We start from the raw sequence: 17,431 nt of genomic DNA, 5'->3' as shown, positions 1-17,431 counted from the left end.
CAATACATTGGAGTTTTAGACAGAAGGTGAATATAACGCAGCCATCAGGCATGAGAATGATTTAATCCATTCAGCCTATAGGTTATTTCTAGATAATTATTTTGCATTTAACGATTACGGTATTCGAAGAAAACACCAAAATCAAATTGGGTGCTTTTAGAAATCATCAAAGTCCAAACCAAGTTAAAGGGGCTAAACACTCTCTTTTTAATCATGCAAAAAACATAAAATTGCTATCAAGCTTTAGACGTTCATTAAAATTGAAACAATTTAAAAATAAATAAGACGGCTTGTAGAAATGCGCTACAAGCCATGAATGACATAAACTACTTAGTTTTCCGCGGCGGCAAGCCCGTATGTTGGGTTTGGAAATTACCCTTTTTCGGATTCGGTTTTTTACCAAAACTGGTCGGTGTTGGTTTTTTACCCGATTTTTTCGCAGTACTATCTTTATTCGTACGTTTGACCGAATCACCAGCGGCAGAACTATTTTTCTTACGAGCTGATTGGTAAACATCTTCACCCTCAAGTTTGGGATTGTACGGCGGTATCAAGCACTGACTGCCATGCCCAATCAAATCCTCACGCCCCAAGTCTTTAAGCGATTGACGCAGCAGTGCCCAATTTTTGGGGTCATGGTAACGTAAATATGCTTTGTGTAGTTTACGTTGTTTGCCCGATTTGACGATTTCAACCCCTTCGCTGTCACGGGTGACTTTATGCAGCGGGTCTTTGGCAGTATGGTACATGGTAGTAGCAGTTGCCATCGGGCTTGGGTAAAAGGCTTGTACTTGGTCGGCACGAAAGCCATTGCGCTTGAGCCAAATTGCCAAGTTCATCATGTCGGTGTCGGTGGTGCCAGGGTGCGCGGCAATAAAATATGGAATCAAATATTGCTCTTTACCTGCTTCACGGCTGTATTTGTCAAACATCTGCTTGAAGGTGTCATACGTTCCCATACCCGGTTTCATCATTTTGGAGAGTACATTGGTTTCGGAATGTTCGGGGGCGATTTTGAGATATCCGCCGACATGGTGAGTGACCAATTCTTTGACATATTCGGGGTCTTTGACCGCCAAATCATAGCGCAAGCCTGACGCAATTAGGATTTTTTTCACCCCTTTGATATCACGAGCTTTACGGTACAGTTGGGTGAGATGACTGTGGTCGGTGAGTAAGTTGTCGCAAATATCGGGATACACGCAGGACGGTTTGCGGCAGTTTTTCTCAATGGCATCGTCTTTGCAATGCAGACAGTACATGTTGGCAGTCGGTCCGCCAAGGTCAGAAATTACCCCGGTAAATGACGGCTCGGTGTCGCGGATTTTTTTGATTTCGCCCAGGATAGACTCTTCTGAGCGGTTTTGGATAATGCGTCCTTCATGTTCAGTAATCGAGCAGAAGGTACAGCCGCCAAAACAGCCGCGCATGATATTGACTGATAATTTAATCATGTCGTAGGCAGGAATTCTTGCGTTGCCGTAGCTAGGATGGGGCAGACGGGCATACGGCAAATCAAAAATATAATCCATCTCTTCCATGGTAAGTGGAATCGGCGGCGGATTGAGCCATACATCAATGTCGCCATGTCGCTGCACCAAGGCGCGGGCGTTATGCGGATTGGTTTCTAGGTGCAAAATGCGGTTGGCATGGGCGTAAAGTACCGGGTCGGATTTGACCTGCTCAAAGTCGGGCAAGCGAATCACGGTTTTGTCACGGGGCGGCAACGGGCGTTTGTGTTTTAAGGCGTTTTTATTAGGGTCTTTGAGATTGACCACTTGGATGTCTTGGCTTTCAGCGACCTTATCAGCATTGAGCACCTTGTGCTCGACTTTATCTGCCACAAACCCTTTGTATTGACTCTCAAGGGTTTTTTCTTGTTCGATGTGACAGTCGCCCACATCTTCCATCATCACATACGGATTGATAATCGGGTCAACGCGCCCAACGGTGTCGACGTCGTTACTGGCGATTTCTATCATATCGGCTTGCCAGTGTTTTTTGGTTTGTGTCGACAGATACGCGGTGCCACGCACTTTGGCAAGGTCTTCAAAACGGTAACCCTTGGCAAGTGCATGTACAACATCGACAATCGCACGCTCGGCATTGCCATACAGCAAAATATCAGCGCGGCTATCCATCAAAATGCTACGGCGCACTTTATCTGACCAATAATCGTAATGGGCGATACGGCGCAACGAGCCTTCAATCCCGCCCAAAATAATGGGCACATCGGGATAGGCTTCACGGCAGCGCTGGCTATATACCACAGCCGCACGGTCGGGGCGTTTGTCGGGGGCATTGTCCGGCGAGTAGGCATCGTCACTGCGAATGCGTCTATCGGCGGTGTAGCGGTTAATCATGCTGTCCATATTGCCTGCAGTGACGCCCCACGCGATGGTCGGTTTGCCAAGGGTCATAAAAGCGTCTTTGCTCGTCCAGTCTGGCTGAGCGATGATACCGACGCGAAAGCCTTGCGACTCCAGCAATCTGCCGATGATTGCCATACCAAAGCTTGGGTGATCGACGTAGGCATCGCCTGAGACGATAATGACATCACAGGCATCCCAACCCAGGGCATCCATTTCGGCTCGGCTCATCGGCAAAAATGGCGCAGGCTCGAAGCAGCTTGCCCAGTGTTTATCATAGTCAAATAGGGCTTTGGTGCCTTGTTTAAAGGCTTTGTTGGCAATAGTTTCGGCGGACATAGGCTTGGATAGTAAATAAAATGAATATGGCTCATTTTATCATGAATCAATTTTGCGATGGGGCTTTATGGAGTGAAATAACAAAAAAACCTGATTAAATTAGTCGGGTTTAATTAAAGGGTAAAGCGATTCAGTATTTTTGTAAGAATTAACGGAAAAAATGACTGTCAAATGGCTATATTATGATTAAAATGGAAGGTATTGAATATCGCCCTAGTATTTAAACCAAAACAAACCAATGGCAGCTTTTTAAGTAAATAAAATCTTTTTAAACAACGGGTAATTTTCAACTTTTACTCAATTTTTCAATCAACTTTTTAATCAATAAAGCAATACTGATTCGCCCTGATTTTATGCTAGTTTAATGCTAGAATGAGATATCAAGGTTGTTAAAATGATGCTATGACCGATACTTTTGCTGATGCCCTAGAAGCGCTTGATCCGCTAACACCTGAGCCTACTAAGCTTTCGCCCCCGACAGAGCCGAAGCCTAGACGGCGGTTGCCGTATATGGCGTATGAACACCAGCAGCAAATCACCCGTCTGTGTGTGCGCTGTGGGCTGCTACTCATGCAATATGGGGCAGAGTCGGCAACGGTAACAGATTTGTGCCGCCGATTGGGGTTAGCGTTGGGGTTGGCTAGTGTGGAGTGCGGGATTGCCTATAATGGCTTGACCATCACCACAATTTATAATAACCGCTGTATTACCACCCTGCGCGCGTCAACCACCCATGCCATCAATGTCAATATCATTGTGCAAATTCAGCGAATTGTACTGGATTTGGAAAGTATGCCGGTGACGAGTACCCTAGAGCATGCGACTTATCGATTTGATGAGATTGATCGCGGCACTTATCCTGCCAAGATGGTCGCGACGATGGTCGGTGTGGCGTGTGCCTGCTTTGCGTATTTGGCAGGGGGCGATATACTGGTGTGTTTGGTGACTTTTATTGCGAGCATGATGGGGTATTCGCTGCGGCTATGGCTGAGTAACCGCAACTTTAATCCCTTTATATCCGCGCTCATAGCGGCGTGTTTTGGCTCCATCTTCGCCAGTACTGCGCTGTTATTGGGGATTGGTAACGACCCGCATATTGCCATGGCATCAAGTGTGCTTTGGTTGGTTCCCAGTTTTCCTTTGATAAATTCGCTATCGGATATGCTCAAGGGTTATATGAACATCGGTATCGGGCGCTTTATGTTTGTGATTATCTTGACGCTATCGAGCTGTATCGGCATCGTGCTGTCATTGCTACTACTAAATATCAGTCATTGGGGCGTGGGTTGATGAAAGCGTTTGATAAAATTCTATTGCCAATATTGGGCAGGGTAAAAAATGGTGATTGATGCGACTGCCTTGATACGCGCAGCAACTTTTGCTTGCTTGATGACGCTTGGCTGGACACTGCTTGTCAATGTGCCGCGCCGCTATATTTGGCAATGCTTATTGTTGACCGTGCTGGGTTACGGACTTAGAGAACTCTTAAAACAACTGTCAGTCAATTTGATAATAGCGACATTTGTGGCAGCGGGTATTTCATCCTTTGTGGCAATTTATTTGGCAAAAAAATATTTACTCACCCCAAAAATGATTTTGGTGCCTGCCATGCTGTGTATGATGCCAGGGATTACCGCGTACAAAGCTATGATTAGCTTTGTACAGCTAGGCTACTATGGCTACAATCCACAAGTATTTACCCAAATGATGGATTTTAGCTTCAATGCGATATTTGTGACCGCTGCGTTGGTGTTTGGCATTTCGTTGCCAACGTCATTTTGGTATCGCACCAAGCCCATTGTTTGAGCCCATTGTCTGATGGCGCAGTAATCTAACTAATCTAACTGGATTTTAGTGCCTACCTTGGAGAAATTCATCACAAATTGACTTTTAAAGCGTCGGACATTGTTTTCATAAGTTAAATTATCTTGGGTAAAACGGTGATATTCCGCCATATTTTTGGCATGTACCAATAGCAAAAAGTCATAATCCCCTGAGATTTCATAACAACTCATGACGTTGGGCAATCGGTTCATCAAGCGCTCAAAGCCATGCTGCAGCGCGGTATTTTGTTTTTCCATTTCAATCAGCACAAACGCGCTTAAATCAAAGCCCAATTCGGTGGGGTTGACAATCACCACTTGGCGAGTAATCACCCCGGTCTCTGTCATCATTTGGATACGGCGCTGACAGGTCGCTACCGATGCATGCACTTTTTCGGCGATGTTCTTTAGTGGTAGCGTCGCATCTTCTTGCAATAAGTTTAAAATACGTTTATCGATATCATCGATTTCATGAATCATAGCCATGTCCTTCTAAAAATATACAATAAGACAAATTGAGAAAAATATAGCAAATTTATCTTATATTAATGTTAATTTATCATAAATAGGGGTATTTTGAAATAATTTACCAAAAATAATTGTTATACTGCTTGGCAATTTAACCGCAAAAGCAAAAATATAACAAGGTCAATTATGTCAGTCTCCAGCGCTTTATCACCATCGTCTATCGTTGTCCAGCACAAGGCAACAACTTCTCAGCCCGCTACCGCTGCCAAAAAGTTACGTTTTGGGGTGGTGTTGGCATTGATTTCTAATGTGTTGTTTGGCGTGCTGTATCTGTATAGTCACTGGCTTGCGCCGTTGTCAGGCACGCAAGTTTTTTTGTGGCGCATGGTGGCGATGTGGTTTGGGTTGGTGGGGTTGTTGGCCGTGACGCAAAGTTTTGGGCAGCTCAAAGCGTTTTTGATGGCATTAAACACACAACAATGGATTTTATTGCTGTTGCCGACACCGATTTTGGCAAGTCAGCTGTGGCTGTTTATGTGGGCGCCTATCAATGGACAGGCGGTCAATACCGCAATGGGGTATTTTTTGCTTCCCTTGATGATGGTACTGATGGGCTGTGTGGTGTTTAAAGAAATCTTAAATCGATTGCAGTGGGCGGCGATTATCGCTGCGTCGGCAGGGGTAGGATTGCAATTTTGGCTCGCGGGGAGTGTATCGTGGGTCACTGCATGGGTGTGTTTGACGTATCCGATTTATTATGGACTGCGCCGCTGGCAAGGGGTGCCGGCACTGATGGGGCTGTTCGTTGATTTGTCAGTGATTGCACCGATTGCCCTAGGTTTTTTATTATGGCAAAACAGCAGTATATCGATAGTCACTGGGTCAATGACAATGGGGCTGCTATTGATTGGACTGGGTATGATTAGTGCGCTTGCCATGCAGACCAATCTCAAAGCCAGTCAGGTGTTGCCGATGAACACCTTTGGTATGCTCAGTTATCTTGAACCTGCGCTGATGTTTTTATTGTCCATTTTTGTGCTGCATGAAGCTGTCAATGGTACCATGATTGCCAGTTTTGCTTTAATTTGGGTAGGGGTGTTGCTGATGATCGTAAATGCAATGCGAGCGTCCAAAAATAACCACTCAACCGCTATTTGTGATTAGGTAAGCAAATATTCTTGATTTAATGGATGGATTAGTATGTAATAAATTGTTAAAATTGCGCTGAACAAAAATTGTAAAACCATAAAGACTGAGGTGCTGCTTGGGGCAAATTCATTATCTAACTTATGTGAGCCGTATGACGTTGAAAGCTGGCGTAACCCCTAGAACGCTGTCTGATATCATGACGGTGGCACAGCGTGAGAACCTTGCCCATCAAATTACCGGTTTTTTGTGCTTTGGTAATGGCTATTTTTTTCAGTACATTGAAGGCGAAAAATCAGCGATTGAGCAATTATTTGGTAACATTCAGCGTGATGGGCGCAACCGCGATGTCACGCTCAAGTCTAAAGGGATAATCGAACAACGGCTGTTTCAAGATTGGCAAATGTTGATGGTCAATATCAATAACCCAGAAACGCATGAAGATGTTATCAATGCGTTTTTACCTCTATTGTCAGCTGGGTCAACAGCGGCAGCGGCTGATAAGTTTGTTGAGGTCATGCGGTCACAATATCATCGCCGTAGCTTGGTGGATTTTCAAAGCTATTCTCTCAAAAATGTCAGTCATTATGGCATCAGTCTGCGCGGATTGCTCAAAGTGCATCAGCATTTTTTATTGGTTCAAAGCATTTTACTGGTATTGATTTTGATTAGTTTTAGCCTATTTTGGGGTCTGTAGCACCGAGAAATCTGTAGCATCGAGAAATATGTTATCCGCTATTGAATATTGAACTCGCTTACCGAAAATCACACGCCGCTACATGGTCATTCACCATGCCGACTGCTTGCATAAACGCATAGCAAATCGTCGAGCCCACAAATTTAAACCCGTCTTTTTTAAGCTGTTTTGACATCTTATCTGAACATTCAGTGTTGCTGGGGATATCAGCAAATATTTTTGGGTGGTTATCCTGCGGTATTTTTGCCAAGCCGCTGGGCGATAAGCTCCAAAGATAATCGCTAAAAGATTGCGTTTCGGTGATTTTTAGATAGCATTTGGCATTGTTGATGATGGCTTTAATTTTACCGCGGTGGCGAATAATCCCAGCATCGGTCATGAGACTATCGACCATGGCATCATCAAACTGTGCGATAATTGCAGGGTCAAAATCAGCAAATACTTGGTAATAACGCTCGCGTTTTTTGAGTATGGTAATCCAGCTGAGTCCCGCTTGCATACCTTCTAAACACAGCATGGCAAATAGATGACGGTCATCATAACTGGGCTTTCCCCATTCATTGTCGTGGTAAGCTTGATAAAGTGGGTCTGTGCCGCACCATTCACAGCGGTTATAGGCTTTCATCCTATGTTTCATGGTATTGAAAGTCTTATTATAACCGCCTTAGGCAAAAAAACGCCAGCATTTGCCAGCGTTTTTGAGCTATCAGTTTTTAGTCTATCTTCTAATCTATCTTTTAGTCCATCAAATCAATATTTTTGGTTTCTTTAATTGAGAGTAACGCGATGAGAGAAATCAAACCGTTAATAACGATATATATAGCCACACCTTTCATGCCATATTGCTCATTGATTTTGATGGCATAAATCGCAGGAATCGATGCACCCACAATCGCTGCTAGATTGTAAGCCAGTGACGCACCTGAATACCGTACTTCGGTGGGGAACAGCTCTGGTAATAGCGCTGCCATTGGACCAAACGACATACCCATACATGCCATGCCCAAAATGAGGAAAATAAATACCGTGGTTGGTGTACCATTGCTGAGCAATGCGGGCATAAAGCAGGCAAACACCATGCATAATATAGTCACGCCAATCAGCCATTTTTTACGACCGATTTTATCCGCACCAATCCCTGAAATACTGGTAAAAAGACCAAACACAATCGCAGCCACCAATAAAAAGCCAGTAAAGGTATTTGGGGCAATACCTAACCCTGTTGGGAAGCCAAAAGAAGATAATTTTGCCGGGCTTTTTGAATAGGCTTGTACGAACGCAGTCATGATATAAAAAATTACATAAGTCATCGCCATCAAGAATGTGCCTTGCATAATCGGACGCCAATATTGGGTAATGACTTTTGACACAGGGGCATTAACTTTTTTGCCTTCGGCTTCAGCGGTAAGGAATACATGGCTTTCATGCAGGCTTAAACGTACCCAGAGACCCACACCCACAAGCACGATTGAAATAAGAAACGGGATGCGCCATGCCCACTCGACCAAGGCATCTTTTCCTAAAAAATAACTGAGTAAAAAGAACACTAAATTAGCTAAAAACAACCCAATCGGCGCGCCTAACTGCGGGAAAGTACCATACCAAGCACGTTTGCCTTCTGGCGCATTTTCGGTGGCGACCAAGGCAGCACCGCCCCATTCACCGCCAAGCCCAATCCCTTGACCCACACGAAGTAAACATAACAATAATGGGGCAATGACGCCTACTTGGGCATAAGTTGGTAGCAAACCAATCGCTACGGTTGATAAACCCATCGTGAGCAGAGAGGCCACCAAGGTTTTTTTGCGACCGAGTTTATCACCAAAGTGACCAAATAACGCTGAGCCGAAAGGGCGGGCAATAAACGCCAATGCCAACGTCGAAAGCGAATAAAGCATCGCCGCTTTTTCATCGGTTTTATCAAAAAACTGGGTATTAAAAATCAATACCGCCGCAGCGGCATAAATGTAATAATCATAAAACTCAATAGCCGTACCAATCATGGATGCCACGGCGACCTTTTTTGGGTCATTGCGTAGCGCGATATGCTGATGATCAGGGTGCGCGGTTGAAGCGGTTGTCATGATGTCATCCCTCCTTAGATAATAAAAGTTTAAGTGAAAATTAAGATACATAAAATATTGGAATGAATTATAAATCATAATTTGTCAAAAACTTGATAAAAATAGTTAAGGTGATGCAAACATTTGGTTATTAATCGCTGATTTGATAAATTTCGTCAGCTTATCCATAATAAGCCATCACAAAATAGACATTAAAAATTAAGAGGTAACCATGATTCGTGAGCTAGCAAAAAATATTATCTATACGGGCGTAGCAGGGACAGGCAAGACCTACCAACTGCAACAAATCGCCAAACAATATACCGAGATATTGCCAGTAGCCAATGCGGATGAATTGCTAAAAGCTTTGCTTAAGCCACTAAGCTGGCGAGAGGTGATTTGTTTAGTATTTTTAGATGAAAGAAAAAAGGGAAAGTCATTACTTAAAGTTGCTGAAATTACTAACAACTTATTCTTTGTTACTAAGCTAAAAATTAACCACCGCGAAAAGGCAATTGCTAATACAGCATGGTCAACGCTACAGCAATTTAGTCCTGCAGATTCCAAAAATGTATTGGTAAAAAATAAATCTAGCCAATCGTATTTTGATAAAGACGATAGCAGTAATTGGTTTTTATTAGCAGACAGCTTACCGTTATTAGCAGATTTGCAAAACAAGCTTGATGATTACCAAGCGGCAATTCACAGCCAGTTTCAGCCCAACTATTTACAGCCAAAGCTAGAACGCTTTAGTTTTGTCAGTTTTCATCAAGCGTATGGGTATGAAGAATTTGTCGAAGGCATTCGTCCCCACATCGCGGACAATGGGCAGATGAGCTATCGCATTGAGTCAGGGGCATTTCTTAGACTGTGTCAACAAGCCAAACATGACCCTAGTCACCGTTATGCCATGTTGATTGATGAAATCAACCGCGCCAATGTCGCCCGCGTGTTTGGGGAATTGATGAGTTTGATTGAACCGAGTAAACGCGCAGGACAGACAGATAGCTTATCGGTGAATTTGGCGTATTCGCGTCAGCCGTTTAGCGTGCCTAGCAATGTCGATATCTACGCCAGCATGAACAGCCAAGATCATTCATTGGCGCCGCTCGATATGGCATTTCGCCGCCGTTTTGAATTTATTGAATGTCAACCACAGCCACAGTTGCTGGGTAAAGTCATGGCAAATGGGATTGAGATTGATTTAGCCAAACTGTTGACTGCACTCAATGAAAGAATCTCGCAAAATTTGGCAAAAGACAGCCAGTTAGGGCATAGTTTTTTGTGGGGTATTGATTCGCTGCACGCGTTAAGCGCTGCGTTTAGCCACTCTATCATCCCCCAAGTTGCCCAAGCCTGCCAGCAGCATGGACAAATCCTGCAAGCAATCTTTGGGCAAACCTTTATCAGGCTAGTTGACAACAAAAAAGCAACTGGATTTATGGCGCAGCAAGCGGGTTTTGACATCCATACCCGGGCGCTTGATGACCCAAATAGCTATCTTGCAATCTATCAAAGCGCCCAATGAAAACCATCATCACGTTTGAACATAGTTGCTTGACCGCGGCAGATTTTGACGATGGGCAGGATTTTGACTGGCTTATCGAGCAAAATTTTGACGTGTTTCGCATTGAGCGTAAACAGCAGCAGTGGCAACTCAAAGTGCGCCACTATATCGGTGTGATTGGGTTGCCCAGTGGCGGGCAAGTGGAGATTTTGCCAAAACTTGCACAAGCCCAAATCACCCATGCCGATGAAGTTGCCCAAACCCGTCAATGGGTGCAACAGATGCTGACAGCGGTGTGGCAAGCCTTATTGCCCAAGTCGTTACCCAATCTAGCCAATCAACTACTCATCAATCCTCCAGCCCCCAATCCTCCACCCAGCAATCATTCACTATCGCTTAGCGAGTGGCTACAAGCGTATTTTTGGCAGGGATTTGTGCAGTATGTGCCCAATCAGCAATATCAGCAATTTGAGCAAAATCAGCCCTATCTGCAGGGTAAATTACTGGTCAAAGAGCAATTGCAGCATAACTTCCACCAGCCGCATAAGTTTTATCATCAGACTGAAAATTTTGCGATGGATACCGCTGGCAATCGCTTGGTAAAAACCACCATCGAGCGTGTGATTGGCAGCATGGCTATGCCATTACCGAGCCCATGGCAGGCAGTGGCTACCGTTGCCAAAGACTTATACGGCAGCTTATTTTCTCAAGCGCTACAAGAGTTGACCGCGTTGCCCAGTCTGACTGCCCAGCGTAATTATACTTTTATCAGCTTTTGTTATGCGCTGCTGACGCTACAACAAGCCAGCAGCCAAGGGCAGTTTTTGACCCCAACTTGGCTGGTGAATATGCCATTTGCCTTTGAAAAATGGGTGGGCAGAAAAATCCAAGAACAATTTGCAGCACAGAATTTTGAGCTAGTTGAGCAAAAAAGACAGCCATTGACTGTGCAGCAAGGGTTAACCATCAAACCCGATATTTGGTTAAAGTCTGCCGATAAACTCATTATCGCCGATGTGAAATGGAAAAAAACTGCTACTTTTAACGACATAAGCTTGGCAGACATGTACCAACTACTTACCTACGCCAGTGAATTTGATGCCGATGAAGCTTGGCTGATTGTCCCAACACTAAGCACGCAATTGATGGCACAGCCGATTGAATTTTGCCAACCCAAAAAAACCCGATTTTATCTGATGCCTTTTGCGGTGAGGCAAGGGTGTTTAACCCTTTTTCATTAAAATTATTCAAAAAAAGCGCTGATTTGTTTTATTTTATCAATGAGAAAGGTGAGAATTAACAACTTTTCTCGCCACCAAAACTTGGTAAAATAGCCACATATAACTTTGAAAATCATCAAAAAACAGGAAGAATTATGAGCAAACATTATGATTATATCGCGATTGGTGGTGGGTCAGGGGGCATTGCATCCATCAACCGTGCTGCCAGTTATGGTAAAAAATGTGCCTTGATTGAAGCCAAGCAGCTAGGCGGTACTTGCGTCAATGTTGGCTGTGTGCCCAAAAAAGTGATGTGGTATGGCGCCAATATTGCAGCAGCGATACATCATTATGCGCCTGACTATGGCTTTGATTTGGACGTCAAGAAATTTGACTTTGCCAAATTGGTACAAAGTCGCCAAGCTTATATCAGCCGTATTCATCAGTCGTACAACAATGGTCTCAAAAATAACCAAGTCGATGTGATTCATGGTTTTGCCAAATTTGCCGATAAACATACAATTGAGGTATATAAAAATGACGGCACGGTAGAGACCATTACCGCTGACCATATTTTACTAGCGATGGGCGGTCGACCTGTTCGCCCAGCGATTGAAGGGGCAGAGTTGGGTATTGACTCGGATGGTTTTTTTGACTTGACCGAGTTGCCACCGCGGGTAGCGATTGTGGGGTCAGGTTATATCGGTGTCGAGATTGCAGGGGTGATGAATGCATTGGGCTCAAAGACCCATCTGATTGTGCGTAGCAAGCGGGTGCTCAAAAACTTCGATGCCGACATTGTCACCACGCTCACTCATATCATGCACGATGATGGTATTGAATTTCATTATGGATTGCTGCCACAACAAATACGCAAAAACCAAGATGGCTCATTGAGCATTGAATTGTCAAATAATGAGACCTTGACGGTGGATTGTTTGATTTGGGCAACGGGTCGCGAACCTGCAACCGATACCATCAATCTTGATAAAGCAGGCGTTGAAGTCAATGAGCAAGGCTTTGTTAAAGTCGATGCCTATCAAAATACCAATGTCGAAGGGATTTATGCGGTGGGCGACATCATCGAACATGGTATTCAATTGACCCCAGTGGCTGTGGCAGCAGGTCGCAGACTATCTGAGCGCTTGTTTAACAACAAACCCAATGAGCATTTGGACTATAATCTAGTGCCGAGCGTGATTTTTAGCCACCCACCGATTGGTACGGTGGGGCTCAGTGAAGAAGAGGCGGTCAAAGGCTATGGCATCAATGCGGTTAAAGTCTATAAATCCAGTTTTACCCCGATGTATAGTGCAGTGACCAAGCACCGTGAGCCGTGCCACATGAAGCTGATTTGTGTGGGTGAGGAGGAAAAAGTGGTGGGCTTGCATGGCGTAGGTTTTGGCGTCGATGAGATGATTCAAGGTTTTGCTGTTGCTATCAAAATGGGCGCAACCAAACGTGACTTTGATGACACGGTGGCGATTCATCCGACTGGCTCAGAAGAGTTTGTCACCATGCGCTAAGCAGATTTTTAGGGTAAAAAAGCGGACTTAATCATAAGCCCGCTTTTTTTATAGTTTTTTAATGACCGCTTATTGAAAAATTACATATCCACTTTGAGCCTATCCCAGTATTGCTGATACAGCGCCATTATCTCATCGCCTACGTCTTCACGGAACATGGCATGTTTTAGCAAATCAGCTGGCGGATACACAATCGGATTATTGGCAAGCTCAGGCGGCATTTCTTTTTTCGCCGCCTCATTGGGCGAGCCGTAGCCGATTTCTTCGCTAATCATGGCAGCGTATTTGGGTCGCAAGATAAAATCGATAAACTTATGGGCGTTGTCGTTGTTTTTGGCATTTTTGGGGATGACCATGTTATCCATCCACATAATAGCGCCTTCTTTTGGATACACAAAGTCCAGCTCTGGCATCCCTTGGTCTTGCGCCATGATGACTTCACCGTTCCAAGCCAAGCCCAAGTAAGTTTCCCCTTCCATAAACGGCATGCGTGGTGCATCTGAGTTAAAGGTGCGCACATTGGGCATCAGCTTGGTGAGTTTTTCATACGCTTGTTTGATGGCTTCAGGGTTTTTGGTGCTGCCGTTATAGCCAAGGGTCAATAGACTCATGGTGAACACGTCACGGATGTCATTCATCAGCATCACGCGCCCTTCGTACTCTGGCTTCCACAAGTCATTCCAGCTGCTCAAGCTTGCTTTAGCAATGCGTTTGGTATTGACTGCAATGCCTGATGAGCCCCACAGATAGGGAATACTAAACTTGTTTTCAGGGTCAAAAGGGGCATTGATAAAGGTTTTGCCGAGGTTGCCAAAATTGGTTAATTTGGCATGGTCGAGCGGCTCAAGCATCCCTTCTTTACGCATTTTGTCGACAAAATCCGTCCCTGGAAACGCCACATCATACTCACCACTGCCATTCATCAGTTTGAGCTTGGCATACATGGCTTCGTTAGAATCAAAGGTGCTATAAATAACGTCGATGCCTGTCTCTGCGGTAAAATCTTTAAGCACTTGGTCAGAGATATACTCCGTCCAGTTATAGACATTGACAACCTTGCCACCTTGACTGGCAGTAGGCGCAGACGCGGCAGTGCCAGTCGCGGTTTCGCTCGCTTTTTGACAACCCGTTAGATTACTTGCCAGCCCCCCTGTTAAAACGGCGCCGCCCACACCTAAACCATATAAACCATACCCTAAAAAACGTCTTCTATTGAGCATCCGAGAAATCATATAAGTCTCCTTAACGTTTTTGGGTCGATGGTAGATTCATCGACTTTTTGGCAAGTAATAACTGCGAGATAATCAGACCCAGTAGCGAGATTGCGAGCAAGATTGTACCAACGGCATTGACTTCAGGTTTTACCCCAACACGCACCATCGAATAAATCTGTAAGGGTAAAATCTCAAAATCAGGTCCTGTATTGAACGTCGATACCACCACATCATCAAGTGATAGGGTAAAGGCAAGCACCCAGCCCGCCAAAATCGCAGGCAAAATAATCGGTACAAGCACGGTACGAATCATGGTAAATTCATTGGCACCCAAATCACGCGCCGCTTCCAACACGCGGGTATCGAGGCTAGATAGACGCGCAGTCACCGTAATCACCACAAAGGGCAGACAAAAGGTAATGTGGGCAATTAGCAACGTCACAAAACCCAGCTGTATCCCCACAATCAAAAACAACGCCAATAGCGAAATCGCCAAGACAATCTCAGGTGACATCATCAGCACAAATAGCAAGCTTTGTAGTATCGATTTACCTTTGAAGTCATAACGCTGTAACGCTAACGCCGTCAAACCGCCAATCGCAGTAGAAATCGTCGCAGCCACTACCGCCAATATGACCGAGTTGATGGCAGCTTGTACCATCGCGGCATTACTAAATAACTCGCTGTACCAATGGGTACTAAAACCGCCCCATTGATAGCCGACTTTTGAGGCATTAAACGAGAAAATCACCATCACCGCAATCGGCGAGAACATCAGCAGATATACGATGGTCAAATACAGGCGAGACAGCCATTTTATAGTATTAGACATAGCCGTCCCCCTTATGCCACTTCATTGTAGTCAGTTTTGCCAATGCGTTTGCTACTGGCTCGATACGCGATAATCAACAGTGCCATGGCAAGCGTCAATAGCACGGACGCCGCGGCACCAAATGGCCAGTCACGGGCATCCAAAAACTGTGATTTGATGATATTACCCACCAGCAAGTTGCGCGAACCGCCCAAGATATCCGCCACATAAAACATGCCCATGGCAGGCAACAGTACCAGCAATACCCCTGAAATAATCCCTGGCGTAGTCAGCGGCAAAATCACGTGCCAAAAGGTCTGTAGCTTGTTAGCGCCCAAATCTTTGGATGCCAAAATATAATCATCACGCAAATCCACAAATACCGCATACAGGGGCAGTACCATAAACGGAAACAGCAAATATACCAAACCGCCAATCACCGCTTTTTGGGTATATAAAATTTGCAGTGGCTCGTTGATAAGCTCAAGGTTAATCAGCATGGTGCTGAGCAGACCATTGGCCGCCATAATGAGTTTCACCGCATACAGCCGCACCAATGAGTTGGTCCAAAACGGAATCACTAGCAATAACATCAATAATGACTGCCATTTTTTATCCGCTTTACTGACCAGGTAGGAAAATGGATAACCGAGCAGCAAACAGATAATCGTCGTCATCCCTGCCATCGACAGCGAATGCAAAAACACTTTTAAATAAAGCGGATCAATCAATCGAATATAGTTGCCCATGGTGACCGGCAGTGTTAAAAACTTATCTTCATCACGGGTCAAAAAACTGGCGGCAATCACCAAGATATTGGGAATCAGGGCAAAAATAATCAGCCATGCCCAAATCACAAACAGGGTCGCACGCTGAAAGCCACGCCCGCCTTGCTTTGTAATAACAGGGGCAGACGCGGTAGTAGTCGAAACGCTAGAAGTCGAAGGTGAAGTAGTATTATTCATCTGGCAAAATCCACTCCCAACCATCGACCCAGTCAATACGCACTTCTTGACCCAGTTTATAGTTAAAATTTGGATCGTCTTCGTTAAAATACTCTGACGTTTTGACGATATTACCGTTTTTTAATCGAATCACAGAATCTAAGGTACTGCCTTTATAAGCACTGTCTACCACGTTGCCGATTAAGCCTTCATGACCTTCATGGGTGTAGTACACGCGGATATCTTCAGGACGCAGCAGTAAGTTGACATTTTGACCGACTTGCACGTCAAATTTTGGACGGGGTAATTCACGAATCGGATGAAAGCCGTCATTTTGCTCAACCACTTCCACTTTGATGGTGGCTGGGTTGACCTCTAGCACTTTACCTTTAAACAAATTGGTTTCGCCAATAAAGCTTGCGGTAAATAAATTGGCAGGCGATTCATAGATACCAATGGGTGTATCAATTTGCTGGAATACGCCGTTTTTCATGACGGCAATCCGGTCAGACATCGACAAGGCTTCTTGTTGGTCGTGGGTCACGAACACAAAGGTAATACCCAGTTCACGCTGCAAGCGTTTGAGTTCTGATTGCATTTGCTCACGTAGTTTGGCATCGAGCGCTGATAGAGGTTCATCAAGTAGCAGCATTTTTGGGCGATTGACCACAGCACGGGCGATGGCGATACGCTGCTGCTGACCTCCCGACAAATCTTGCGGACGACGATTGATGGTATGGTCAAGTTGTACCATTGCCAGCGCTTCACGCACCCGCTGGTCGATTTCGGTTTTGGGCACGCCTTTAAGTTTTAGTCCATAGGCGATATTGTCGTACACGTTCATGTGCGGAAACAGGGCATACTGCTGAAACACCGTATTAATCGGACGTTTTTCCGCAGGTAAGCCTGCAATATCAACCCCTTCTAACTGCAAACTACCGGCATTGGGCAGCTCAAACCCGCCAATCAAGCGTAGTAGGGTAGTTTTGCCACAGCCAGAAGGACCCAGCAGCGTCAAAAACTCCCCGTCATAAATATCTAGATTGATATTTTGCAAAATTTGGGTGTCGCCATAAGATTTGGATAAATGACGGATTTGTAGTAGTACAGGTTTTTGGTTGGTCGGCTGGGCGCTATCAGGCATAGCTGATGGTGCGTTTAGGGTGGTTTGTGGCGTTGATGCGGACGTTGATGCAGACATAGGCACAATCTCACGGCAAGGCTAAAATAGCGGGCTAAAATGGCATATTTATGATAGGGTCAAAGCGCAATCAGCATGACAACATAAATACAGAGTTTTTCGA

At 44.9% G+C, this 17,431-nt stretch carries 15 protein-coding genes; 7 read left to right on the top strand and 8 right to left on the bottom strand.

What is annotated here, in order from left to right; genetic code table 11:
• Window positions 1–326: 326 nt before the first annotated feature.
• Window positions 327–2,708, bottom strand: coding sequence for a YgiQ family radical SAM protein (locus H9W84_RS07870; RefSeq protein WP_239742866.1), 2,382 nt, complete (start codon window positions 2,706–2,708; stop codon window positions 327–329).
• 402 nt (window positions 2,709–3,110) lie between these two features.
• Here H9W84_RS07870 and H9W84_RS07865 point away from each other — a divergent pair, with 402 nt between their 5' ends.
• Together H9W84_RS07865 and H9W84_RS07860 are read left to right on the top strand one after the other, a co-directional pair.
• A complete protein-coding gene (locus tag H9W84_RS07865; RefSeq protein WP_313062859.1) occupies window positions 3,111–3,998 on the top strand; it encodes a threonine/serine exporter family protein in 888 nt (295 codons plus the stop codon).
• Between the two features lie 48 nt (window positions 3,999–4,046).
• Window positions 4,047–4,514: a threonine/serine exporter family protein gene (locus H9W84_RS07860; protein ID WP_239742865.1), complete on the top strand. Its 468-nt coding sequence runs from the start codon at window positions 4,047–4,049 to the stop codon at window positions 4,512–4,514.
• 29 nt (window positions 4,515–4,543) lie between these two features.
• Here the strand turns inward: H9W84_RS07860 and H9W84_RS07855 are convergent, their stop codons facing one another.
• On the bottom strand, window positions 4,544–5,011 hold the full coding sequence (locus tag H9W84_RS07855) for an Lrp/AsnC family transcriptional regulator (RefSeq protein WP_203172142.1): 468 nt from the start codon (window positions 5,009–5,011) through the stop codon (window positions 4,544–4,546).
• A 174-nt stretch (window positions 5,012–5,185) separates the two neighbouring features.
• On the opposite strand from H9W84_RS07855, the gene rarD reads away from it, so the two are divergent.
• Window positions 5,186–6,163, top strand: coding sequence for an EamA family transporter RarD (gene rarD, locus H9W84_RS07850; protein ID WP_239742864.1), 978 nt, complete (start codon window positions 5,186–5,188; stop codon window positions 6,161–6,163).
• Between the two features lie 100 nt (window positions 6,164–6,263).
• Window positions 6,264–6,842, top strand: a complete 579-nt coding sequence (locus H9W84_RS07845; protein ID WP_007115875.1) for a BLUF domain-containing protein — start codon at window positions 6,264–6,266, stop codon at window positions 6,840–6,842.
• Window positions 6,843–6,900: 58 nt separating this feature from the next.
• Here H9W84_RS07845 and H9W84_RS07840 read toward each other — a convergent pair whose 3' ends face one another.
• Together H9W84_RS07840 and H9W84_RS07835 are read right to left on the bottom strand one after the other, a co-directional pair.
• Entirely contained in the window at window positions 6,901–7,479 is a 579-nt protein-coding gene (locus H9W84_RS07840) for a DNA-3-methyladenine glycosylase I (RefSeq protein ID WP_239742863.1), read from the bottom strand.
• 100 nt (window positions 7,480–7,579) lie between these two features.
• A complete protein-coding gene (locus H9W84_RS07835) occupies window positions 7,580–8,929 on the bottom strand; it encodes an MFS transporter (RefSeq protein WP_420846668.1) in 1,350 nt (449 codons plus the stop codon).
• 208 nt (window positions 8,930–9,137) lie between these two features.
• Here H9W84_RS07835 and H9W84_RS07830 point away from each other — a divergent pair, with 208 nt between their 5' ends.
• The 3 genes from H9W84_RS07830 (at window position 9,138) to gorA (ending at window position 13,158) form a co-directional block, all read left to right on the top strand.
• Window positions 9,138–10,433: an McrB family protein gene (locus tag H9W84_RS07830; protein WP_239742862.1), complete on the top strand. Its 1,296-nt coding sequence runs from the start codon at window positions 9,138–9,140 to the stop codon at window positions 10,431–10,433.
• Complete coding sequence (locus H9W84_RS07825; protein WP_239742861.1) at window positions 10,430–11,653, top strand: McrC family protein; 1,224 nt, start codon at window positions 10,430–10,432, stop codon at window positions 11,651–11,653. The genes H9W84_RS07830 and H9W84_RS07825 overlap by 4 nt, the downstream gene beginning before the upstream one ends.
• A gap of 134 nt (window positions 11,654–11,787) precedes the next feature.
• A complete protein-coding gene (gene gorA, locus H9W84_RS07820; protein ID WP_239742860.1) occupies window positions 11,788–13,158 on the top strand; it encodes a glutathione-disulfide reductase in 1,371 nt (456 codons plus the stop codon).
• A gap of 80 nt (window positions 13,159–13,238) precedes the next feature.
• Here the strand turns inward: gorA and H9W84_RS07815 are convergent, their stop codons facing one another.
• Genes H9W84_RS07815 through potA form a run of 4 tightly spaced genes read right to left on the bottom strand, consistent with a single transcriptional unit; the run spans window position 13,239 to window position 17,328 of the window.
• Entirely contained in the window at window positions 13,239–14,390 is a 1,152-nt protein-coding gene (locus H9W84_RS07815) for an ABC transporter substrate-binding protein (RefSeq protein ID WP_239742859.1), read from the bottom strand.
• A 10-nt stretch (window positions 14,391–14,400) separates the two neighbouring features.
• Window positions 14,401–15,204 (bottom strand): spermidine/putrescine ABC transporter permease PotC, encoded by an 804-nt coding sequence (gene potC, locus H9W84_RS07810; RefSeq protein ID WP_239742858.1) that lies wholly within the window; start codon window positions 15,202–15,204, stop codon window positions 14,401–14,403.
• A gap of 11 nt (window positions 15,205–15,215) precedes the next feature.
• Window positions 15,216–16,148, bottom strand: a complete 933-nt coding sequence (gene potB, locus H9W84_RS07805; RefSeq protein ID WP_239742857.1) for a spermidine/putrescine ABC transporter permease PotB — start codon at window positions 16,146–16,148, stop codon at window positions 15,216–15,218.
• Entirely contained in the window at window positions 16,141–17,328 is a 1,188-nt protein-coding gene (gene potA, locus H9W84_RS07800; RefSeq protein ID WP_007115885.1) for a spermidine/putrescine ABC transporter ATP-binding protein PotA, read from the bottom strand. The genes potB and potA overlap by 8 nt, the downstream gene beginning before the upstream one ends.
• Between the last annotated feature and the right edge of the window lie 103 nt (window positions 17,329–17,431).

It is taken from the genome of Moraxella tetraodonis (assembly GCF_022359095.1).
Taxonomy (GTDB): domain Bacteria; phylum Pseudomonadota; class Gammaproteobacteria; order Pseudomonadales; family Moraxellaceae; genus Faucicola; species Faucicola tetraodonis.
The sequence above is the reverse complement of the archived record's forward strand: the minus strand, read 5'-3'. Positions and strand labels throughout refer to the sequence as shown.